At 68.4% G+C, this 19,670-nt stretch carries 15 protein-coding genes; 11 read left to right on the top strand and 4 right to left on the bottom strand.

What is annotated here, in order from left to right:
* The first annotated feature begins 86 nt into the window (after positions 1-86).
* On the top strand, positions 87-1,394 hold the full coding sequence (locus CAL26_RS27365; RefSeq protein WP_256988609.1) for a hydantoinase/carbamoylase family amidase: 1,308 nt from the start codon (positions 87-89) through the stop codon (positions 1,392-1,394).
* On the opposite strand, the gene CAL26_RS27360 is transcribed toward CAL26_RS27365, so the two are convergent.
* Entirely contained in the window at positions 1,391-2,653 is a 1,263-nt protein-coding gene (locus CAL26_RS27360) for a M20/M25/M40 family metallo-hydrolase (protein ID WP_094850117.1), read from the bottom strand. The two genes, CAL26_RS27365 and CAL26_RS27360, sit on opposite strands and share 4 nt — an antisense overlap.
* Before the next feature lie 114 nt (positions 2,654-2,767).
* Between CAL26_RS27360 and CAL26_RS27355 the strand changes: the two genes are divergently transcribed.
* The 6 genes from CAL26_RS27355 to CAL26_RS27330 all read left to right on the top strand — a co-directional run bounded on the left by CAL26_RS27355 (position 2,768) and on the right by CAL26_RS27330 (position 7,919).
* Positions 2,768-3,454, top strand: a complete 687-nt coding sequence (locus tag CAL26_RS27355; RefSeq protein ID WP_094849714.1) for a GntR family transcriptional regulator — start codon at positions 2,768-2,770, stop codon at positions 3,452-3,454.
* A 268-nt stretch (positions 3,455-3,722) separates the two neighbouring features.
* Positions 3,723-4,772, top strand: a complete 1,050-nt coding sequence (locus CAL26_RS27350; protein WP_179283500.1) for a methyl-accepting chemotaxis protein — start codon at positions 3,723-3,725, stop codon at positions 4,770-4,772.
* Positions 4,773-5,098: 326 nt separating this feature from the next.
* Positions 5,099-5,881 carry a transporter substrate-binding domain-containing protein gene (locus tag CAL26_RS27345; RefSeq protein ID WP_094849712.1) on the top strand — a complete coding sequence of 261 codons (783 nt, stop codon included), beginning with the start codon at positions 5,099-5,101 and terminating at the stop codon, positions 5,879-5,881.
* Positions 5,882-5,888: 7 nt separating this feature from the next.
* On the top strand, positions 5,889-6,557 hold the full coding sequence (locus tag CAL26_RS27340; RefSeq protein WP_094849711.1) for an amino acid ABC transporter permease: 669 nt from the start codon (positions 5,889-5,891) through the stop codon (positions 6,555-6,557).
* Positions 6,554-7,210, top strand: coding sequence for an amino acid ABC transporter permease (locus CAL26_RS27335; RefSeq protein ID WP_094849710.1), 657 nt, complete (start codon positions 6,554-6,556; stop codon positions 7,208-7,210). Before CAL26_RS27340 ends, CAL26_RS27335 begins: the two co-directional genes overlap by 4 nt.
* Positions 7,191-7,919 carry an amino acid ABC transporter ATP-binding protein gene (locus CAL26_RS27330; RefSeq protein WP_094849709.1) on the top strand — a complete coding sequence of 243 codons (729 nt, stop codon included), beginning with the start codon at positions 7,191-7,193 and terminating at the stop codon, positions 7,917-7,919. The genes CAL26_RS27335 and CAL26_RS27330 overlap by 20 nt, the downstream gene beginning before the upstream one ends.
* Before the next feature lie 34 nt (positions 7,920-7,953).
* Here the strand turns inward: CAL26_RS27330 and CAL26_RS27325 are convergent, their stop codons facing one another.
* Positions 7,954-9,093 (bottom strand): DSD1 family PLP-dependent enzyme, encoded by a 1,140-nt coding sequence (locus CAL26_RS27325; RefSeq protein ID WP_094850116.1) that lies wholly within the window; start codon positions 9,091-9,093, stop codon positions 7,954-7,956.
* A 252-nt stretch (positions 9,094-9,345) separates the two neighbouring features.
* Between CAL26_RS27325 and CAL26_RS27320 the strand changes: the two genes are divergently transcribed.
* Both CAL26_RS27320 and gluQRS read left to right on the top strand, forming a co-directional pair.
* Positions 9,346-9,807 carry a DUF494 family protein gene (locus tag CAL26_RS27320; protein ID WP_094849708.1) on the top strand — a complete coding sequence of 154 codons (462 nt, stop codon included), beginning with the start codon at positions 9,346-9,348 and terminating at the stop codon, positions 9,805-9,807.
* A gap of 130 nt (positions 9,808-9,937) precedes the next feature.
* Positions 9,938-10,831 carry a tRNA glutamyl-Q(34) synthetase GluQRS gene (gene gluQRS / locus CAL26_RS27315; protein ID WP_094849707.1) on the top strand — a complete coding sequence of 298 codons (894 nt, stop codon included), beginning with the start codon at positions 9,938-9,940 and terminating at the stop codon, positions 10,829-10,831.
* On the opposite strand, the gene CAL26_RS27310 is transcribed toward gluQRS, so the two are convergent.
* On the bottom strand, positions 10,819-13,569 hold the full coding sequence (locus CAL26_RS27310; RefSeq protein ID WP_094849706.1) for a GDYXXLXY domain-containing protein: 2,751 nt from the start codon (positions 13,567-13,569) through the stop codon (positions 10,819-10,821). The genes gluQRS and CAL26_RS27310 overlap by 13 nt on opposite strands.
* 61 nt (positions 13,570-13,630) lie before the next feature.
* Here CAL26_RS27310 and CAL26_RS27305 point away from each other — a divergent pair, with 61 nt between their 5' ends.
* On the top strand, positions 13,631-16,306 hold the full coding sequence (locus CAL26_RS27305) for a DNA topoisomerase III (protein WP_094849705.1): 2,676 nt from the start codon (positions 13,631-13,633) through the stop codon (positions 16,304-16,306).
* Between the two features lie 41 nt (positions 16,307-16,347).
* Complete coding sequence (locus CAL26_RS27300) at positions 16,348-17,781, top strand: aldehyde dehydrogenase family protein (RefSeq protein WP_094849704.1); 1,434 nt, start codon at positions 16,348-16,350, stop codon at positions 17,779-17,781.
* Between the two features lie 3 nt (positions 17,782-17,784).
* Here the strand turns inward: CAL26_RS27300 and ilvB are convergent, their stop codons facing one another.
* Positions 17,785-19,608 carry a biosynthetic-type acetolactate synthase large subunit gene (gene ilvB / locus CAL26_RS27295; RefSeq protein WP_094849703.1) on the bottom strand — a complete coding sequence of 608 codons (1,824 nt, stop codon included), beginning with the start codon at positions 19,606-19,608 and terminating at the stop codon, positions 17,785-17,787.
* Between the last annotated feature and the right edge of the window lie 62 nt (positions 19,609-19,670).

The raw sequence follows: 19,670 nt of genomic DNA, 5'->3' as shown, positions 1-19,670 counted from the left end.
CGGCAACCACCCGCCCCGCGGGTCCTGTATACAAAGTTTGTGTATTGGCGTTAAATGCAGGCTCTCCACAGCGCGCGGAATTCTCCATGTCCCTTACCGCCTTGCGCCCTTGCGGCGAACGCATCCTGCGCTGGGCCGACGCCCTGGCCCGGCATTCCGATCACCCGGACCACCTGACCTGCGCCTACATGACCCCCGCCCATCGCGCGGTGGCCGCCGCGCTGGAAACCTTGATGCGCGAGGCCGGCTTCGACGAAGTTCGGCATGACGCGGTGGGCAACGTGATCGGCCGCTATCGCGCCGCGCCGGAACGGCAGCCGGCGCGGCTCGTGTCGACCGGCAGCCATTACGACACCGTGCGCAACGGGGGCCGCTACGACGGACGGCTGGGCATCCTGCTGCCCATCGCCATCGTGGCCGACCTGCACGCGCAGGGTCGCCGCCTGCCCTTCGATTTCGAGGTCGTCGGTTTCGCCGAGGAAGAAGGCCTGCGCTTCGGCAGCACCTTCCTGGGCTCGTCCGCCTATGTCGGACGTTTCGATATGTCCACGCTGGACCGCCTCGATGCGCAGGGGATCGCGATGCGCGACGCACTGCGCGACGCCGGCTTCGACCCGGATGCGTTGCGCGACCGCGCCCCTCGCCAGGCGGGTGCGGACGTTCGGCACGTCACGGGAGCGGCGGGTGACGCGGACCTGGCGCATTACTTCGAAGTGCACATCGAGCAAGGTCCGGTCCTGCTGCAGCGCGGCCTGGCGGTGGGCGTGGTGAGCGCGATCGCCGGTGGCGTGCGGCGGCTGCTGACGCTGGAAGGCCAGGCCGGCCATGCCGGCACCACACCGATGAACATGCGCCACGACGCCGCCTGCGCCGCCGCCGAAATCGTGCTGGCCGTGGAGCGGCGCTGCGCGCGGGGCGACGGGCTGGTGGGGACCGTAGGCCGGCTGGAGGTCCCGGACGGCTCGGTCAACGTCATCCCCGGCTGCTGCCGGCTGTCGCTGGACGTGCGCGCGCCCGACGATGCCGTGCGCGACGCCGCGCTGGCCGACCTGGACGCGGAGATCGCCGCCGTCTGCGCGCGCCGGGGTGTGCGCCATGCGATGGAAGAGATCATGCGCGTGCCGGCGACGCCCTGCGCGGGCGCGCAGCGTTCGCTATGGTCGGCGGCGATCGCCGCCCATGGCGTGCCGGTGCATGAGCTGTCGTCGGGCGCCGGACACGACGCCATGATGGTCGCCAAGACCGCGCCGGTGAGCATGCTGTTCGTACGCTGCGGCAATGGCGGGATCAGCCACAATCCGCTGGAGACCGTGACGGAACAGGACGTGCAGTTGGCCGCGCAGGTGACCGAGACCTTCCTGCTGGGCCTGGACGCGACCCTGGCGGGAAACTAGCCGCCGGCGTCCAGCAGGTCCGCGAGCGTCAGCGCCACTACCTGGGTGGCCTTGCGCAGGTCTTCCAGGCGCAGGTTTTCGTCGGCGTTGTGTCCGCCGGCTTCGACCAGGGTGCGCGGCCCCGCGCCGTACAGCACGGTGGGTATCCCGCGCTGCGTGTAGTGCCGCGCGTCGGTGTACAGCGGCACGCCATGCACGGGAATCTCCGCGCCCATGATGGCCTCGGCATGGCGCCGCAATGGCTCGATCAGGCGCTCCGCCCCAGGCAGCCGCGTCAGCGGCTGCGCGAGCATGATGCGCCGGACGGTCGCGGCGCAGCCGGGCCGTTGCGCGATGGCGCCATCGACGATGCGGCGCAGTTCGCCTTCCGCGTCATGGCCCGCTTCCTCCGGAATCATGCGGCGGTCGATGCGGAAGCTGACGCGGTCGGGCACCACATTGGTATTGATGCCGCCCTGTATCAGGCCGACGTTCAGGGTGGGCGCGCCTATGCCCGGCGTGGCGGAACGCCGGCCGGCCAGTTCGGCGCGAAAGGCGTACAGCGCCTGCAGCACGTGCGTGGCGGCCTCCAGCGCATCGGCGCCGGTCTCCGGCATGGCGGCATGCGCCTGGCGGCCCTGGATGGAGACTTCCACATGCAGGCAGCCGTTATGCGCCGACGTGATCGCGTAACCGAAGCCCGCCGACAAGGCATAGTCCGGCCGGCTGTATCCCTGGTCGAGCAGCCAGCGCGGGCCGATCTCGCCGCCGACTTCCTCGTCGAACGTGAAGTGCAGCTCGACCGAGCCGCACAGGGCGGCCCCCGCCTGCTGCGCCTGCATGAGCGCCAGCAAGGCCCAGGTATACGTGGCGAAATCGGACTTGGATACCGCGACGCCGCGGCCGTACATGACCGGGCCATGGCGCGGATCCTGTTCGATCTGCCCGCCATAAGGGTCGCGTTGCCAGCCCTCGCCCGGCGGCACCACGTCGCCGTGCGCGTTCAAGGCGATCACGGGACCGCCCGGGCCGAAGCGATGGCGCACGATCAGGTTGACCGCCGACTTCATGCCATTGCCCTGCACCAGCTCCTGCGGCACCTCGTAGGCTTCGACCTGCAGGCCAAGCTCGCCCAGCAAGGCGGCGGCGCGCCGCGCGATGGGCGCGCAATCACCGGGGGGATTGTCGGAGGGCACGCGAACCAGCTCGCGCAGGAAAGCCGTCTGGCGTTCGTGCTGGCCGTCGATGAAGGAAATCAGCGATGCAGTGTCGGAAGTCATGCCGACCACTCTAATGCATGTAAATTTTGTATGCAATCTATGTGGCCTGAAATTGGTTAGACTTGGCGATCGCCGGCGCACGGGCCGGCCCGTTACGCAACGATCCTGCCCCCAATGCCCGCATCGACCGCCGCCGACACCAGCACCGAGCACATCGCCCGCGACATCGCGGCGGCCATCGTCGCCCATCGCCTGCCGCCGGGCACCCGCCTGCGAGAAGAAGCGCTGGCGCGCGCCTATGGCGTCAGCCGGACCAAGATCCGGGCCGCGCTGCTGATGCTGTCCAAGGACAAGCTCATCCGCACCGTGCCGGACAAGGGCGCCTTCGTCAGCAAGCCCAGCGCGGCCGAGGCTAGGGAAATCTTCGCCGTCCGCCGCATCCTGGAAACCGCCATGGCGCGCGAATTCATCGCCCGCGCCAAGCCGGCGGACTTCAAGCGCATCGAGCAGCACCTGAAGCAGGAACGCAAGGCAGTGGCGGGCAACGACGTCCAGCTGCGCAACCGGCTCCTGGCCGATTTCCACACCCTGCTGGCCGAGGTCGCGGGCAACGCCGTGTTGACCGAAATGCTGCGCGAACTGTCAGCCCGCAGCGCCATCATCACCGTGCTGTACCAGTCCACGGTGGACGCCGCCTGCTCGTCCGACGAACACCACGCCTTCCTGGCGGCCGCCCGCGAGGGCGACGTCGAGCGCGCCTGCCAGCTGATGATCGAACACCTGGATCACGTGGAGCAGGGCCTGGACTTCCAGGCCGACGCGGACGGCGACAGCGACCTGGTCGCGGCACTGCTGACCTGAACACGGCGATCCACGCACGATTCCGTGCATGGCGTCCGTTCGCAGGCACCGCCGCGACGCGTTTGCCACGCCGCCGCGGACGGAATTCGGCTTTTCCATCGCCAGATCGCAAAAAAAGCTGTTCTGTCACAACGATATTTCATAGTATTTCTAAACGTAGTCATCGAAGGACAAACCCGGGGAAGGGACCGCGCGCAGCCGCGCGGTGGGCCGCGTCATCCCCGGCACTTCACTCCAGGGGCCGTGGCGCGATGGCGCCCGGCGTGGCATGGCGGCCGCCGGCCCGAAAACGCTCGGAAATACCATGGAAGAAGCCCAGACCATCGCGGATCTGTCGCAGTGGATCGGCAAGATCACCAGCGGCAAGATCCGCGACATCAAGGAAATCACGCTGGAGACCCGCCTGTTGGGATTGAACGCGGCCATCGAGGCATCGCACGTGGGCGAGGCCGGACGCGGCTTCGCCATCGTCGCCGGCCGCGTGCGGGAGGTTTCCGAGCGGGTCGAGGCCCTGGCCAACTCGCTGCAGAGCGAACTGCGCCAGCTGGGCGAAAGCGTCACGAACGAACTGCGCCGCAGCCGCGGCCAGCGCCTGGCCGACCTGGCGCTGAACGCCATCGAAACCATAGACCGCAACCTGTACGAACGCACCTGCGACGTGCGCTGGTGGGCCGCCGACACCGCCGTCACGGCGGCGCTGTGCGACCCGGGCGCCGATACCGCGCGCCATGCGGCCCAGCGGCTGGGCATCATCCTGGACACCTATACCGTCTACCTGGACATCTGGATCGTCGATCCCGCCGGCCGCGTGCTGTGCAACGGACGGCCCGACGTCTATCCCGACGCCGCCAACAAGAACGTCGCGTCCACGGTCTGGTTCCGCCAGGCCATGGCCAGCAGCGGGCCGGAGGAGTACGCCAGCTGCGACATCGAGTGCGTGCCGGCGCTGGGCGGGGCACAGGCGGCGATCTATGCCGCCGGGGTCTACGACGGCGGGGCGAACAATGGCCCGGTGGGCGTGCTGGCCGTCTTTTTCGATTGGCGCAAACAGGCGGCGGGCGTATTGGCCAACGTGCGGCTGGCGCCGGAGCCGGGCAGAGCGGTGCGCTGCATGATCGTCGATGCGCGCCAGCGCATCATCGCCAGCACCGACGGCAAGGGCCTGCTGACCGACCGCTTCGAACTGCGCGCGGGCATGGACGACGCCAGCGGGTACTACGCCGACGGCGCGACCCTGTGCGGCTACGCGCGCACGCCGGGCTACGAGACCTACCCGGGCATGGGGTGGCACGGCGTCGTGGTGGACAAGCCGGCGTAGCGGGCCATCGGCGGCCGGGCGCCCCGGCATCGCGCGTCGACGTTCGCGGTCCGCGACCGCGGTACGCCGCCTGACGTAATTTTCCAACAGTCGCGCGGCGCCGCTCCGCGCCGGCCATGCGTCGGTCATGCGCATCGTTCTGGTGCGCTCGCGCACCACGTGGGTGCGCATCGCGGGCCGCGAGTACGCCCGCAGGCGCATCCACGGGCACGCGCGCCCCGAACCACCCCGGTCGAACACATGGCACGCATTTTGCATTCGGTTTTGTATACCGTTTTAGTGTGCAAACAAGCCGTGCCCCATCGGCACGAATACCGGAGAAGCCCATGAACCGTAGACATCTTCTGCTGGCAGTGTGTGCCGCCGCCACCGTCCTGGCCGCCGGCACCGCCAGCGCCGACGCCCTGCAGAACATCCAGAAGGCAGGAACCATACGCGTCGCGGTGCCGCAGGACTTCCCGCCCTTCGGTTCGGTCGGCCCGGATCTCAAGCCTGTCGGCTACGACATCGACACCGCCAAGCTGATCGCCAGCCGCCTGAACGTCACGGTGGAACTGGTGCCGGTCACCAGCGCCAACCGCATCGCCTATCTGCAGACCGGCAAGGTCGATCTGGTCATCTCCAGCATGGGCAAGAACGCCGAGCGCGAGAAAGTGATCGACTTCTCCGCCGCCTACGCGCCCTTCTTCAACGGCGTGTTCGGCCCCGCCAACATCAAGGCCAGCAAGCCGGAAGACCTGAACGGCAAGACCATCGGCGTCACGCGCGGCGCGGTGGAGGATATCGAGCTGAGCAAGATCGCCCCCGAAGGCGCGACCATCAAGCGCTACGAGGACAACAACGGCACCATCTCGGCCTTCCTGTCGGGCCAGGTGCAGCTGATCGCCACCGGGAATGTCGTCGCCGCCGCCATCCTGGCCAAGAACCCGCCCAAGAAGCCCGAAACCAAGTTCCTGATCAAGAACTCGCCGTGCTTCATCGGCCTGAACAAGAACGAGCCGGCGCTGCAGGCCAAGCTCGACGCGATCCTGGCGGAAGCCAAGAAGGACGGCTCGCTGAACGCGATTTCCCGCAAGTGGCTGGGCGCCGACCTGCCGGCGGGACTGTAGGCGTCCCATGGCCTACCGCTTCGATTTCCTGGCGATCGCCGATTACACCCCGGTCCTGGTGAAGGGCCTGGGCGTGACGGTGGAATTGATCGCCGTCGGCGCGGTGGCGGGCGTGGCCATCGGCATCGCCGGCGCCTGGGCCAGCACCCAGGGCCCGCGCTGGACGCGTCCGCCGGTCACGGCCTACGTCGAACTGATCCGCAATACGCCCTTCCTGATCCAGCTGTTCTTCATCTTCTTCGGCCTGCCCTCGCTGGGCGTGCAGATGGGCGAAATGCAGGCCGCCTGCCTGGCGATGGCGATCAACCTGGGCGCCTACAGCACCGAGATCATACGTGCCGGCATCGACGCCACGCCGCGCGGCCAATACGAGGCCGGGCTCAGCCTGGCGATGAGCCGCATCCAGGTCTTCCGCCACGTCGTGCTGCGGCCGGCGCTGTCACGCATCTGGCCCGCGCTGTCGTCGCAGATCATCATCGTGATGCTGGGTTCTGCCGTGTGCTCGCAGATCGCGGCGGAAGACCTGTCCTTTGCCGCGAACTTCATCCAGTCGCGCAACTTCCGGCCATTCGAGGTCTACATCGTGACCACGGTGATCTACCTGGTGCTGGCGATCCTGTTGCGGCAGTTGTTGCGCTACGCGGGCAAACGCATGTTCGGCAGGAGCGCGCGATGATCGAGTTTTCGCTGTGGGACATCGTGCGCAACCTGCTGCTGGCGGCGCGCTGGACCGTGGTGCTGGCGACGGTCGCCTTCGCGGGCGGCGCCATCCTGGGGCTGTGCGTGTTGATGATGCGCACGGCGCGCGCGCCCTGGCCGCGCCGCGCCGCCTGGGCATTCATCGAACTGTTCCAGGGCACGCCGCTGTTGATGCAGCTGTTCCTGGCTTTCTTCGGCCTGTCGCTGGCCGGCGTGGACGTACCGGCCTGGCTGGCCGCGGGCACCGCCCTGGTGCTGTGGTCGGCCGCCTACCTGGCGGAAATCTGGCGCGGCTGCGTCGACGCCATTCCGCGCGGGCAATGGGAAGCCTCATCCAGCCTGGCGATGGGGTACGCGCAGCAGATGCGCCACGTGATCCTGCCGCAAGCCCTGCGCATCGCGGTCGCGCCGACGGTGGGCTTTACCGTGCAGATCGTCAAGAGCACGGCGCTGACGTCCATCATCGGCTTCACGGAACTGTCCAAGGCCAGCACCATCATTACCAACGCCACCTTCAATCCCTTCACGGTCTATGCGGTGGCCGCGCTCATTTATTTCGTCCTGTGCTGGCCGCTGTCGCGCGCCAGCAAGGCGCTGGAAAGGAAGCTGCATGCCGCTCATCGCACTTGAAGAAATACGCAAGCGCTTCGGATCCAATGAAGTCCTGAAGGGCGTCACGCTGCGCGTGGAACCGGGCGAAGTCATCGCCATCATCGGCAAGAGCGGCTCGGGCAAGAGCACACTGCTACGCTGCATCAACGGCCTGGAGACGATCGATGACGGCTCCATCATGGTGGCCGACGCGCAGTTGGTGAACGACGACCTGCACCTGCGCGCATTGCGCCTGAAAGTCGGCATGATCTTCCAGCAGTTCAACCTGTTTCCGCACCTGAGCGCCGGCCGCAACGTCATGCTCTCGCCCATGGTCACGCGCAAAATGCCGGAAGCCGAAGCCGCCGTGCTGGCGCGGCAGATGCTGGAGCGCGTGGGGCTGGGGCACAAGTTCGACGCCTGGCCCGACCAGTTGTCGGGCGGCCAGCAGCAGCGCGTCGCGATCGCGCGCGCATTGGCCATGCAGCCGATCGCGCTGCTGTGCGACGAGATCACGTCCGCGCTGGACCCCGAACTGGTGAACGAAGTGCTGTCCGTCGTGCGCGCGCTGGCGGCCGAAGGCATGACGCTCATCATGGTGACGCATGAAATGCGCTTCGCGCGGGAAGTCTGCGACCGGGTGGTCTTCATGCACGAAGGACGCGTGCATGAAACCGGGGATCCCGAAACGGTGTTCGGCAATCCCCAGACGCCGGAGCTGCGCCATTTCCTGGGGCTGGGAAACTAGCGCGGACGAGCCGGCGCGGGCACCCCGGCCGGCATCAACGGCTGAGGCCGCGCGCCGCGATCGGCCACAGGCCTTCCACCACGCCGCCGCGCGTCGCCACCAGGGTGTCGTGCAGGTTGAAGGTGGGATCGCAATGCGACGGCACCAGCAGGAGCTTGGCGCCCAACGCCGGCGCGACGGCGCCGGCCGCCACGCGCACCACGCCATGCTCGTCGTTGGCCGCCACATAGGTCAGCCCGGGCTGCTCATGCAGGCGCGGCAGCCCGCACTCGATGGTGGTCGATTTCAGCCCCGCGTCCAGCACGATGCGATCGGCGGTCGGCGTGCTCATCACGGTCGTGAGCAGGAACAGGCTGTTGCGCAGGCGCAGCTCGCCCGCCCATTCGTTGTCGCCGTAGTCCACATCCATGAAGGGGTAGGTTCCCGCCTGCAATTCCGTGTAGACACGGCCCGGCGCGTCGAATTCCGCGGTGCCGGTCCCGGAGCCCGTGATGATCGGGCAGGCGTAATCATGTTCGGCCAGAACGCGGGCGCATTCCTTGGCGCGGGCGGCGGCTTCGCGGCAGGCGGCCGCGCGTTCGGCGTGGCCGCGGCGATGCTGCAGCGTGCCGTGATAGGCCTGCAGCCCGGCGAAACGCAGCCCCGGCAGGCTTTCGATGCGGCGCGCCAGCTCCAGCGCGGCGGTGGCCGACGCCACGCCGCAGCGGCCCTGGCCGACGTCCAGTTCCACCAGCACGTCGATACGCGCATCGTGGCGCGCCGCCGCGCGCGACAGGTCGGCGACATTGCCGGCGTTGTCGACGCACACGCTGATCCTTGCCTGCCTGGCCAGCGTCGCCAGGAGCTCGAGCTTGGCGGCGCCGACGACTTCATTGCTGACGTGGATATCGCGGATGCCGGCGGCCACGAACGGCAGGGCTTCGCTGACTTTCTGCACGCACACGCCGCGCGCGCCCAGCGCGGCCTGGCGCAAGGCGACTTCCGGGCATTTGTGCGCCTTGGCGTGCGGGCGCAGCGCGACCTTGGAACGGTCGGCCCAGTCCTGCATGACGCGCAGGTTGTGCTCGAAGGCATCCAGGTCCACCACCAGGCTGGGGGTGTCCACCTGCTCCAGCGTATCGCCGATACTCGCGGGCGGCGCCAGCTCCGGAACGGGCGTCGCCGCGCCGCTCATATCCAACTCGGTATTGTCCAAACGGTTCTCCTCATGCATACCCGCGACAGCCTGTGACAGTGGGCGATCAGACCTGAATAACGACTGAATTCCGTGACTATTTCCGCGATCCACGCGCTACGTCCGCCGCGTGTGCATAACGTCGGCGGCGGCCGGTTGCCCCGGAACTTGAATAAGCGTAAAGTGAATTCATGTTTGCTGGTTTGCCGATATGCGGGCCGACTGGGCAAACTGGCCTAAATGCTGCGCCCTATGTTCGATATCCTCGTCTATCTTTTTGAAAATTACTACACGCCGCAAGCCTGTCCCGCGGCTGACGTATTGGCGAAACGCCTGGCCGCGGCGGGCTTCGAACACGAAGACATTGACGACGCACTGGGCTGGCTGTATGGCCTGGCCGAGACCACGGAACGCTGTGTCGACCTGGCGCAGCAGCCCGCCACGGGCACGCGCATCTATACCGATGGCGAATACCGCCAGCTGGGCAGCGAAGCCATCGGCTTCATCACCTTCCTGGAATCCGCCGGTGTCCTGCCCGCGCCGCTGCGCGAAATCGTCATCGACCGCGCGCTGGCCGCGCCCGAATCGCCTGTCCCCCTTTCCAAGCTGAAGATCACGGCGCTCATGGTGCTGTGGAGCCAGGAAGCGGACATCGACAACCTGGTACTGGAAGAACTGCTGGACGACGAAGGCGACGTGCGCTGCCTGCACTGAAACCGTCGGCTTCCCGCCACACCGCCGGCCTTCGGGCCGGTTTTGCTTTGGTATCCGCATCGCTTTGATGTCCACATCGTATCGACCTTGGCCCGGCTGACGGCGCATCCCCCCGGGCCCGTGCTTTCCCATGACCTACATCGGCCGTTTCGCTCCCAGCCCCAGCGGTCCCTTGCACGCGGGGTCGCTGGTGGCCGCCCTGGCCAGCTACGTGGATGCGCGCGCGCAAGGCGGCGCCTGGCTGCTGCGCATGGAAGACATCGACGGGCCGCGCACGGTGGCGGGCGCCGATCGCGTCATCATGCGCCAGTTACGCAGCCTGGGGCTGCAATGGGACGGCGAAGTCATATGGCAATCCCGGCGCGACGCGGCTTACCGGCAGGCGCTGGACGACCTGACGGCGCGCGGCCTGGTATACGGCTGCGCCTGCACGCGGCGCGAAATCATGGAAAGCCATGCGGCGCTGGAACGCGCGCGCGGCGCTCCCGTGGCCCTGCTGGACGGCGAACGGCCCTATCCGGGCACCTGTCGCGATAACCTGCCGCCGGGCAGGCAGGCCCGTGCCTGGCGCCTGCGCGTGCCGCCGGGCGAAGAAACTTTCGTCGACCGCTGGCTGGGGCCGCAGCGGCAGGACGTGGCCCATGCCGTCGGCGACTTCGTCCTGAAGCGGGCCGACGGGATGTGGGCTTACCAATTGGCGGTGGTGGTCGACGACGCCGCGCAGGGCGTGACGGACGTGGTGCGCGGCGCCGACCTGCTCAGTTCGACGGCGCGCCAGCGCGTGCTGGCGCGGATGCTCGGCGCGCGCCCCCCGCGGGTGATGCACGTGCCGCTCGTCCTGGACCCCGCCACGGGCCTGAAGCTGTCCAAGCAGAACCACGCCCCGGCGCTGGACCTCACGCGGCCGCTGGAGGCCCTGGCGCTGGCCTGGCGGGCCCTGGGCTTCGGCCCCATCGCGGCCGATCGGCCCGCCTCGTTCCTGGCCGAGGCCACCCGCCAGTGGGCGCGCCGCTATAAAGGCTGAAGGTCGGCGTTCAGCAGGCGCACCAGCAGGCCGGTGCCGTCGTCGCCGACGCGGAACTCGCCGTAGCGGGCATCCTGGTAGCGTTCCGCCTCGCCTTCCGGAAAGAAATACGCATTGGTGACCAGGCGCACGCCGTCGGCGCGCAGGCGATAGCGCAGTACGACTTCGCTGCCGTCGTGGGGCTGCGGCGCCGGCTGCACGCGCACGGGCTGGGCCACGCCCTGGGCGTCGGGCGCCAGCACGAGGTAACCGTCGGTGCGCGGGCCGCCCCACAAGCGGGCCACCCCGGGATCGCGGCCGTCCTCCAGGCGCACGATGTCGCGCGCGGCGGCGAAGCGAAGGGCCATGTAGTCGCCCTGCATCAGGGAGCGCGGATCCACGGGCGCGAGGGCCAGCCGCACGACATGGCCGCCGGCCAGCAGTTTTTCGCGCTGCCAGATGCCCGTGTTGACGACGACCAGCACCGCGGCCAGCCCCGCCATCATGACCGCCGCCCAGAGCGGACGGCGCGGCGACGCGAGCGCCACGGGCGCCACCGCCGGACGGCCTTCCAGCAGGCGCGGCAGGCGCCAGGCGACCAGCCGCATCAGCAACAGCAGCACGCCCGCGCCGGCCAGCCACACGGACTTCTGCAGCAGCGGCACCGTCAGCTGGTAATAATAGAGAACCAGGTAGGCCAGCAGGACGATCTGGCCCCAGCGCAGCAAACGGGTCCGGCCCAGACCGAAGCCCAGCAGGATCCACGCCAGCGCGAAAGCGATACCCGGCGCCGGCAACCAGCAGACGCCCAGGATCAGGAGCCCCACCGGTACGCCGATGCGCAGGCTGCGCGGCAGTACCGCGCGGCGGCGGCGGATCAGGGCCCAGGCCACGGCGACAGGCAGCAGGGCCGCCAGGACCAGGAAGACGGCGGCGGGCGGATGCAGCGCCCACAGGGCCGGCAGCTCCCATACCGGCGCGCCGGCCGCCTGCAGGGCGCCCGCCTGCGCCGCCAGCGAAAACGCCCAGGCCAGGGGCTGCAGCAGGTCGCGGCGGGCCGCGGACATGCGCTCGCGCGCCAGGAAGGCCGCCGCGGCCAGCCAAGCGGCGCAGACGCAGGCAGGCAGCCAGATGGTCAGCCCGCGCACCACGTCGAACCCCATCCAGGTCAGCACGTGGTCATACAGGTCCTGGGTGTCGGCCGAGAACGTCGTCAGGATGAACAGCGCCATGGCCATCATCAGCGCGCTCAGGAAGCGCAGGATGACGTCCGGCGCCAGCACGTAGACCACGGCCGCCAGCACCAGGATGAGCAGGGCCGAGCCGGTGGGTGAATTGGTGATCGACAGCCCCACGGCCACCAGGATCAGGCCCGAGAACGCCAGCGCGGTCGCGCACTGGCGCCAGAACAACTGCTGGGCATTGCGCGCCACCGCCACCCCCGCCACGCAGAGCACCAGGCCCAGCACCAGGGCCGCCGACGTGGACGGCACGATGCCGGACGCGAGCAGGAAAACCAGCAGCAGGGTGGTGGCGAACCAGGCGCTCAGGGCCAGCAGCCCCTGCACGTACCACGGCGTGTGGGTGCGGTGCGTGGTCTGCGGACCCAGCTGGATCACCGGGGCGGGCTCGACGTCCGCGCCGGCGGAGGGCACGGCTTCGGGCGCGGTCGGCGCCTTTCCGGCCGCGACAACCGGGGCCTGGGCGGCCGGATCCGCGGCGGGCGGGACGGGCACGGCCGCGGCCGCCGGCAGGCCGGTCGGCGCGATCGCCGGGGCCTGGGCCTGGGCGGCATCCGCCGGCTGCAGATACGCGGCATCGGGCGCCACCGCAGCCTCGGGCTGGCTGGCGGCCAGCCGCCGCAGCCAGCGCGCGGCGATCACGGCTTCGCCCATCAGCAGGGCGGCCAGCGGCAAGGCCACCCACACGCCCGGATCGATGCTCAGCAGCCATTCGCCGACCACGCGCAGGGACACGCAGATGACGCCGGCCGCCAGCAAGGCCAGCACGACCAGGTCGCGCCGGACGCGTGTGTAGAAGAACCCCAGCACCAGGGTGGCGCCCACCCAGGCCACGCCCGTATACGTCCCCAACCCTTCGACGATGGACTCGCCGAACATCAAGGCCAGCGCCAGCACGCCCACCGCCAGCAGCACCAGCACGCGCGGGCCGACGCCGGTGCGGGCGTGCCCGCGCCAGGCGCAGAATTCCCAGACGGCCAGCATCAATATATTAAAGGCGGCCACCACCAGGCTGGCAAAACCGGGGCCGCCGAAGACCACCCACCAGGACAACACCCGTTCGCCCAGCAACAAGGCCAACGCGATATTGGCCAAGACGATCCAGAACAGCCATACTCCCTGGCTGCGCGCCGCCAGGGCCCAGGGCAGCATCAAGGCCGCCCACAGCCCGAACAGCTCCCAGGTATCGGCCCCGGTCTGGTAGGTCTGGCCGACCAGGGCCAGGAGCGCGCCCAGCAGTACCCCGGCCAATCCGACCACGCAGGCCCGGCCATGCGCGGCAATGGCGGTGCGCGCGGGCCGCACATACAGGAAGGCGGCGAGCAAGGCGCTTGCTACCAACAGTGCCTGCGTTCCCGCCAAACGCTGCACCTTGCTCATCGCCGCCCAGTTCGCGGCGACCCAGCAAACCGCGGCGCTGGCCAGCAGCAATAACCCGAGCGCCAGCGTCGCGCGCGCCAGAAACGCGCGCCAAGCGTGCAATTCCGATCCTGCCGGCATACGGGCGTCGACTTGCATGTGGCGATTCTCCCCTCTTATCATCCGCGCTATTGCGGCGGCCTGCCGCCATTGGATACTCATGAGCAAAACGTTGATTATTGCCGAGAAGCCCTCGGTCGCCCTGGATATATCACGCGCCCTGGGAGGGTTCGCGCGTGAGGGGGATTACTTTGAAAGCGAACGTTACGTCTTGGCGTCCAGTGTCGGCCATCTGCTGAGCCTGGTCGCCCCCAACGATCCGGTGAAGGGAAAATGGAGCTTCACGCACCTGCCCGTCATCCCGCCGAAGTTCGAACTGGATCCCACCGACAAGCGTTCCAGCGAGCGGCTCAAGCTGCTGGTGCGGCTGGCCAAGCGCAAGGACGTCGACAGCATCATCAACGCCTGCGACGCGGGCCGCGAAGGTGAACTGATCTTTCGTTACATCATCCAATATGCCGGGGTGAACAAGCCGATCCAGCGGCTCTGGCTGCAGTCCATGACGCAGGCCGCCATCCGCGACGCCTTCGCCAACCTGCGCGACGACAGCATCATGAAGCCGCTGGAAGCCGCCGCGCGGTCGCGCGCCGAAGCCGACTGGCTGGTGGGTATCAACGGCACGCGCGCCATGACCGCCTTTAACAGCAAGGACGGCGGCTTCTTCAAGACCCCGGTCGGCCGCGTGCAGACGCCGACGCTGGCCATCGTCCACGAACGCGAAAGCCGCATCCGCGCCTTTGTATCGCGCGATTATTGGGAAGTACGCGCCACCTTCGTCGCCGCCGCCGGACTGTATGAAGGCCGCTGGATCGATCCCGATTTCAAGAAGGATGAACGCGATCCGGAAAAGCGCGAATCGCGCCTGTGGTCGCTGGCGGCCGCGCAGAGCGTGGTCGCGGCCTGCCGCGAACAAAGCGGCACGGTCACCGAGGAATCCAAGCCGTCGACGCAGCTGTCGCCCGCCCTGTACGACCTGACGTCCCTGCAGCGCGAAGCCAACGGCCGCTTCGGCTTTTCCGCCAAGACCACGCTGTCGCTGGCGCAGACGCTGTATGAACGCCACAAGGCGCTGACGTATCCGCGTACCGATTCGCGCTACCTGCCCGAGGATTACATCAACACGGTGCGCGACACCATGCGCACCCTGTCCGACGCCCAGGGCGGCCCCGCCGGCGCCAGCGCGCGCCACGCGGCGCGTATCGTGTCGGAAAACTGGGTCAAGCCGAACCGCCGCATCTTCGACAACAAGAAGGTGTCGGACCACTTCGCGATCATCCCGACGCTGCAGGTGCCGCGCGACCTGAGCGAGGCCGAGGCCAAGCTGTACGACCTGGTGCTCAAGCGCTTCCTGGCGGTGTTCTTCCCCGCGGCCGAGTACCGCGTGACGACGCGTATGACCGACGTGCAGGGCCACCGCTTCCGCACCGACGGCAAGGTGCTGGTCGCCCCCGGCTGGCTGGCCGTCTACGGCAAGGAAGCGCAGGACGAGGACGCCAACCTGGTGCCGGTCGCGGATGGCGAAAAGGTCCGCACCGAAGACGTCGAAGCCGTCGGCCTGGCCACCAAGCCGCCGCCACGCTACAACGAAGCCACGCTGCTTTCCGCGATGGAAGGCGCCGGCAAGCTGGTGGAGGACGAAGAACTGCGCGAAGCCATGTCCGAACGCGGACTCGGCACGCCGGCCACGCGCGCCGCCATCATCGAAGGGCTGCTGAACGAAGGCTACCTGCGCCGCGAAGGCCGCGACCTGGTCCCCACCGCCAAGGCGCGCCAGCTCATGACGCTGCTGTCGGGCCTGGACGTGAGCGAACTGACGTCGCCCGAACTCACGGGCGAATGGGAGCACAAGCTCAAGCAGATCGAACAGGGCGGGCTGCAGCGCGATGCCTTCATGCGCGAAATCGCGCAGATGACGCAGATCATCGTCAAGCGGGCCAAGGAATACGAGCGCGACACCGTGCCGGGCGACTATGCGACCCTGCAGACGCCGTGTCCCAAGTGCGGCGGCGTGGTCAAGGAAAACTACCGCCGCTACGCCTGCACCAACTGCGACTTCTCGATCGGCAAGCATCCGGGCGGCCGTACCTTCGAACTGCCCGAAGTCGAGGAACTGCTGGCCAAGCGCGAGATCGGTCCCTTGCAGGGCTTCATCAGCAAGATGGGCCGGCCGTTCGCCGCCATCCTGCGCATCACCGACGAATACAAGCTGGAGTTCGACTTCGGCCAGAGCAACGACGAAGACAGCGAACCGGTGGATTTTTCCGGCCAGACGCCCGTCGGTCCCTGCCCGAAATGCCACTCGCGGGTATTCGAGTACGGCATGAGCTATGTGTGCGAAAAGTCGGTCGGTCCCGAAAAGACCTGCACCTTCCGTTCCGGCAAGGTCATCCTGCAGCAGGAGATCTCGCGCGCGCAGATGGAAAAGCTGCTGACCGAGGGCCGCACGGATCTGCTGGACGGCTTCGTGTCCAGCCGCACCAACCGCAAGTTCAAGGCTTACCTGGTGCGCCAGCCTGACGGCAAGATAGGCTTCGAGTTCGAGCCGCGCGCGGAGAAACCCGGCAGCAAGACAGCGGGCGGCAAGACGGCGGGCGGCGCGGGCGCGGCCAAGACCGCGACGAAGACAGCCACGAAGACCGCTACCAAGACTGCCACCAAGACCGCTGCCAAGACCGCCGGCAAGACCACTGGCAAGACCGCCGCGAAAACGGCGGCGAAGAAAGCACCCGCCAAGAAGGCGGCCGCCAGGAAAGCGCCGGCGAAGACCGCGGCCTGACCCGGCGGCCGGGCCGCGCGGAACCAAGGAGACTACCCGCCATGCAGCAGCATTTCATCGACAACCGTCCCGTGCCGTCGTCCACCGGCGAATTCATCCCGGTGATCGATCCGTCGACGGGACAGGAGTTCGACGCCATCCCGCGCGGCAACGCGGCCGACATCGACCGCGCGGTGAGCGCGGCGCGCAAGGCCTACGAAGGCTCCTGGGGCGCCCTGACCGCGGCGGAACGCGGACGCCTGATGCTCAAGCTGTCGCGGCTGGTGCTGGACCACTTCGATGAACTGGCCGCCATCGAATCGCGCGACTGCGGCAAGCCCACCAAGCAGGCGCGCGCCGACGTCACGGCGATCTCCCGCTACTTCGAATTCTACGGCGGCGCGGCCGACAAACTTCACGGCGAAACCCTGCCTTACCAGAATGGCTATACCGTCCTGACCCTGCGCGAGCCGCATGGCGTCACCGGCCACATCGTGCCCTGGAACTACCCGCTGCAGATCTTCGGCCGCAGCGTCGGCGGCGCGCTGGCCGCCGGCAACGCCTGTGTCGTCAAGCCCGCGGAAGACGCCTGCCTGTCCGTGCTGCGCATCGCCGAACTGGCGGCCGAGGCCGGCTTTCCGCCGGGCGCGATCAATGTGGTGACCGGCTACGGGCACGAGGCCGGCGACGCCCTGGCGCGCCATCCCGGCATCGACCATATTTCATTCACCGGCTCGCCCGCCATCGGGATCCTGGTCACGCAGACCGCGGCGGCGAACCACACGCCGGTGACGACGGAACTCGGTGGCAAATCGCCGCAGATCGTCTTCGCCGACGCCGATTTCGACGCCATGCTGCCGGTGGTCATCAATGCCATCGTGCAGAACGCCGGGCAGACCTGCTCGGCCGGCAGCCGCCTGCTGATCCAGCGCAACGCTTATGAAGAAGTGCTGGAAAAAGTCGGGGCGGCCTTCGCCGCCCTGCGCACCGGCCCCGCTGACCAGGACCTGGATTGCGGACCCCTGATCCGCAAGACCCAGCAGGCGCGGGTGGCCGACTTCCTGGCCCAGGCGCGCGGCGACGGCATCGCCACCGTGGCGCAGGGCAAGCTCAGCGACGGCGCGCCGTCCACCGGCTTCTACCAGGTGCCGACGCTCTTGCGCGACGTGCCGCTTACGCACAGGCTGGCCCGCGACGAGGTCTTCGGTCCCGTGCTGGCGGCGATGCCCTTCGAAGACGAAGCGGACGCCGTGCGCATCGCCAACGGCACCGACTACGGCCTGGTGGCCAGCGTCTGGACGCGCGACGGCGGACGCCAGCTGCGCATGGCCCGCAAGGTGCGCGCGGGCCAGGTCTTCATCAACAACTACGGCGCGGGCGGCGGTATCGAACTGCCCTTCGGCGGCGTCAAGGCCAGCGGCCATGGCCGCGAGAAGGGTTTCGAAGCGCTGTACGGATTCACCGTGCTGAAGACGATATCGATCAAGCACGATTGACCGTCACACGTCCTCTTCGTACCAGACGCCACCGGCCAGCATCATGCGGTGGTGGCCGTGGCCCGCGGGCATCATGGGATAGCAGTTTTCCTGTTCGGCCACGCAGACGTCCAGGAAATAGGGTCCCGGGCTGTCCAGGCACTCGGCCAGCGCATCGTCCAGCCCGGCAGGATCGGTGACCCGCCCGGCATTCCAGCCGAAGGCCTTGGCCACCGCCACGAAGTCCGGCAGCGACGCGTTATAGCTGTGGCTATAGCGTCCGCCGTGGATCAGCTCCTGCCACTGCCGCACCATGCCCATATAGCCGTTGTTGCACAACACCACCTTGACCGGCACCCCGTGCTGCACGGCCGTCGACAGCTCCTGGATGTTCATCAGCACCGATGCATCGCCGCTGACGCACACCACCGTGCGGTCGGGATGGGCGATCTGCGCGCCGATGGCCGCCGGCAGGCCATAGCCCATCGTGCCCGCGCCGCCCGAGGTCAACCAGCGGTTGGGCCCGTCGAAGCGCAGGTATTGCGCGGCCCACATCTGGTGCTGGCCGACGTCCGTCGACACGATCGCGTCGCGGCCCGCCAGCGCCGCGTCCAGGCGGCGCATCAACTGCTGCGGCAGGATGGCGTCGGCGCGAGGCTCGAAGCCCAGGCAATCCTTGCCGCGCCAGCGTTCGATGCGATGCCACCACGTTTCCAGCTGCGCCGCCGGCGGCGCGCGATCGGCCACCGCCTGGCGCAGGGCGGCGACCAGCGGCTGGCAATCGCCCACCATGGCGACGTCCACCCGCACCACCTTGTTGATCGACGCGGGATCGATATCGATATGGATCTTGCGCGCGTGCGGGCAGAAGTCCGCCAGCCGGCCGGTGATGCGATCGTCGAAGCGCGCGCCCACGCACACGATCAGGTCGGCGTGATGCATGGCCAGGTTGGCTTCCAGGGTGCCGTGCATGCCCAGCATGCCCAGGAAACGCGGGTCGGAAGCGGGAAAGGCGCCCAGGCCCATGAGCGTCAGCGTGCAGGGCGCGTTGACGTGGCGGACCAGATCGGTGAAGGCCTCGCAGGCGGCCGGGCCGGCATTGATCAGTCCGCCGCCGCCGTAGAACACCGGCCGGCGCGCCTGCGCGATCAGGTCGGCCGCGCGGCGCACCGCGCTCTGCGGCACCTTGAACGCGGACTTGGCGGCCTGCCGCCGCGCCCGCAGCGCCGCCACCCCATGGCGTTCCGCGGCCGGCAGGGCATCGTCCTGGTCCGCCGGCAGGGCCAGCTGTATGTCCTTGGGAAAATCGACCAGCACGGGACCGGGGCGGCCGTGGCGCGTCAGCTCCAGGGCGCGCGCTACGGTATCGGCGACCGCGTCCACCCGCATGATCTGGGTATTCCACTTCGTGACGGGCCGGGAAATGCCGATGGCATCGCATTCCTGGAAGGCGTCGGTGCCGATGGCGGCCGTGGCGACCTGGCCGCTGATGCACAGCACCGGAATGGAATCGCACATCGCGTCCAGCAGGCCGGACGTCGTATTCGCCATGCCCGGGCCGGACGTGACGAGCACCACGCCCGTGCGGCCGGTCGTGCGTGCATAACCTTCCGCGGCATGGACCGCGGCCTGCTCATGGCGGACCAGGACATGGCGCAGCCGCGGTTCCGCGTAGAGCGCGTCGTACAAGGGCAGCAGGGCGCCGCCGGGGTAACCGAAGATGGTGTCCACGCCATGGGAAATCAGCGTTTCCAACAAAATGCGGGCGCCGTTGAGGGCGGGAGGCGCGCCGCCGGCGTCGGCGCCATTCAAAGCCTGGGAGTGAAGACGATCGTTCATAAACGTCATCTTAGGCCGTGCGCGGCGGAATTTTTATCCTGTTTTTCTGTCGAATCAGCCTAAACTTGGTA

The sequence above is a fragment of the Bordetella genomosp. 9 genome (assembly GCF_002261425.1).
In the GTDB taxonomy this organism is placed as follows: Bacteria; Pseudomonadota; Gammaproteobacteria; order Burkholderiales; family Burkholderiaceae_B; genus Bordetella_C.
Note: the sequence above shows the minus strand (reverse complement) of the source record. Positions and strands in the feature narration are given on the sequence as shown.

What these genes read in the sequence shown, in the direction of transcription:
- ilvB (WP_094849703.1), bottom strand. Translation starts at nt 19,608, where the DNA reads ATGACGTTTATGAACGATCGTCTTCACTCCCAGGCTTTGAATGGCGCC.
- gluQRS (WP_094849707.1), top strand. Translation starts at nt 9,938, where the DNA reads ATGACCTACATCGGCCGTTTCGCTCCCAGCCCCAGCGGTCCCTTGCAC.
- CAL26_RS27340 (WP_094849711.1), top strand. Translation starts at nt 5,889, where the DNA reads ATGGCCTACCGCTTCGATTTCCTGGCGATCGCCGATTACACCCCGGTC.
- CAL26_RS27310 (WP_094849706.1), bottom strand. Translation starts at nt 13,569, where the DNA reads ATGCAAGTCGACGCCCGTATGCCGGCAGGATCGGAATTGCACGCTTGG.
- CAL26_RS27305 (WP_094849705.1), top strand. Translation starts at nt 13,631, where the DNA reads ATGAGCAAAACGTTGATTATTGCCGAGAAGCCCTCGGTCGCCCTGGAT.
- CAL26_RS27360 (WP_094850117.1), bottom strand. Translation starts at nt 2,653, where the DNA reads ATGACTTCCGACACTGCATCGCTGATTTCCTTCATCGACGGCCAGCAC.
- CAL26_RS27300 (WP_094849704.1), top strand. Translation starts at nt 16,348, where the DNA reads ATGCAGCAGCATTTCATCGACAACCGTCCCGTGCCGTCGTCCACCGGC.
- CAL26_RS27325 (WP_094850116.1), bottom strand. Translation starts at nt 9,093, where the DNA reads ATGAGCGGCGCGGCGACGCCCGTTCCGGAGCTGGCGCCGCCCGCGAGT.
- CAL26_RS27320 (WP_094849708.1), top strand. Translation starts at nt 9,346, where the DNA reads ATGTTCGATATCCTCGTCTATCTTTTTGAAAATTACTACACGCCGCAA.
- CAL26_RS27365 (WP_256988609.1), top strand. Translation starts at nt 87, where the DNA reads ATGTCCCTTACCGCCTTGCGCCCTTGCGGCGAACGCATCCTGCGCTGG.
- CAL26_RS27350 (WP_179283500.1), top strand. Translation starts at nt 3,723, where the DNA reads ATGGCGGCCGCCGGCCCGAAAACGCTCGGAAATACCATGGAAGAAGCC.
- CAL26_RS27335 (WP_094849710.1), top strand. Translation starts at nt 6,554, where the DNA reads ATGATCGAGTTTTCGCTGTGGGACATCGTGCGCAACCTGCTGCTGGCG.
- CAL26_RS27355 (WP_094849714.1), top strand. Translation starts at nt 2,768, where the DNA reads ATGCCCGCATCGACCGCCGCCGACACCAGCACCGAGCACATCGCCCGC.
- CAL26_RS27330 (WP_094849709.1), top strand. Translation starts at nt 7,191, where the DNA reads ATGCCGCTCATCGCACTTGAAGAAATACGCAAGCGCTTCGGATCCAAT.
- CAL26_RS27345 (WP_094849712.1), top strand. Translation starts at nt 5,099, where the DNA reads ATGAACCGTAGACATCTTCTGCTGGCAGTGTGTGCCGCCGCCACCGTC.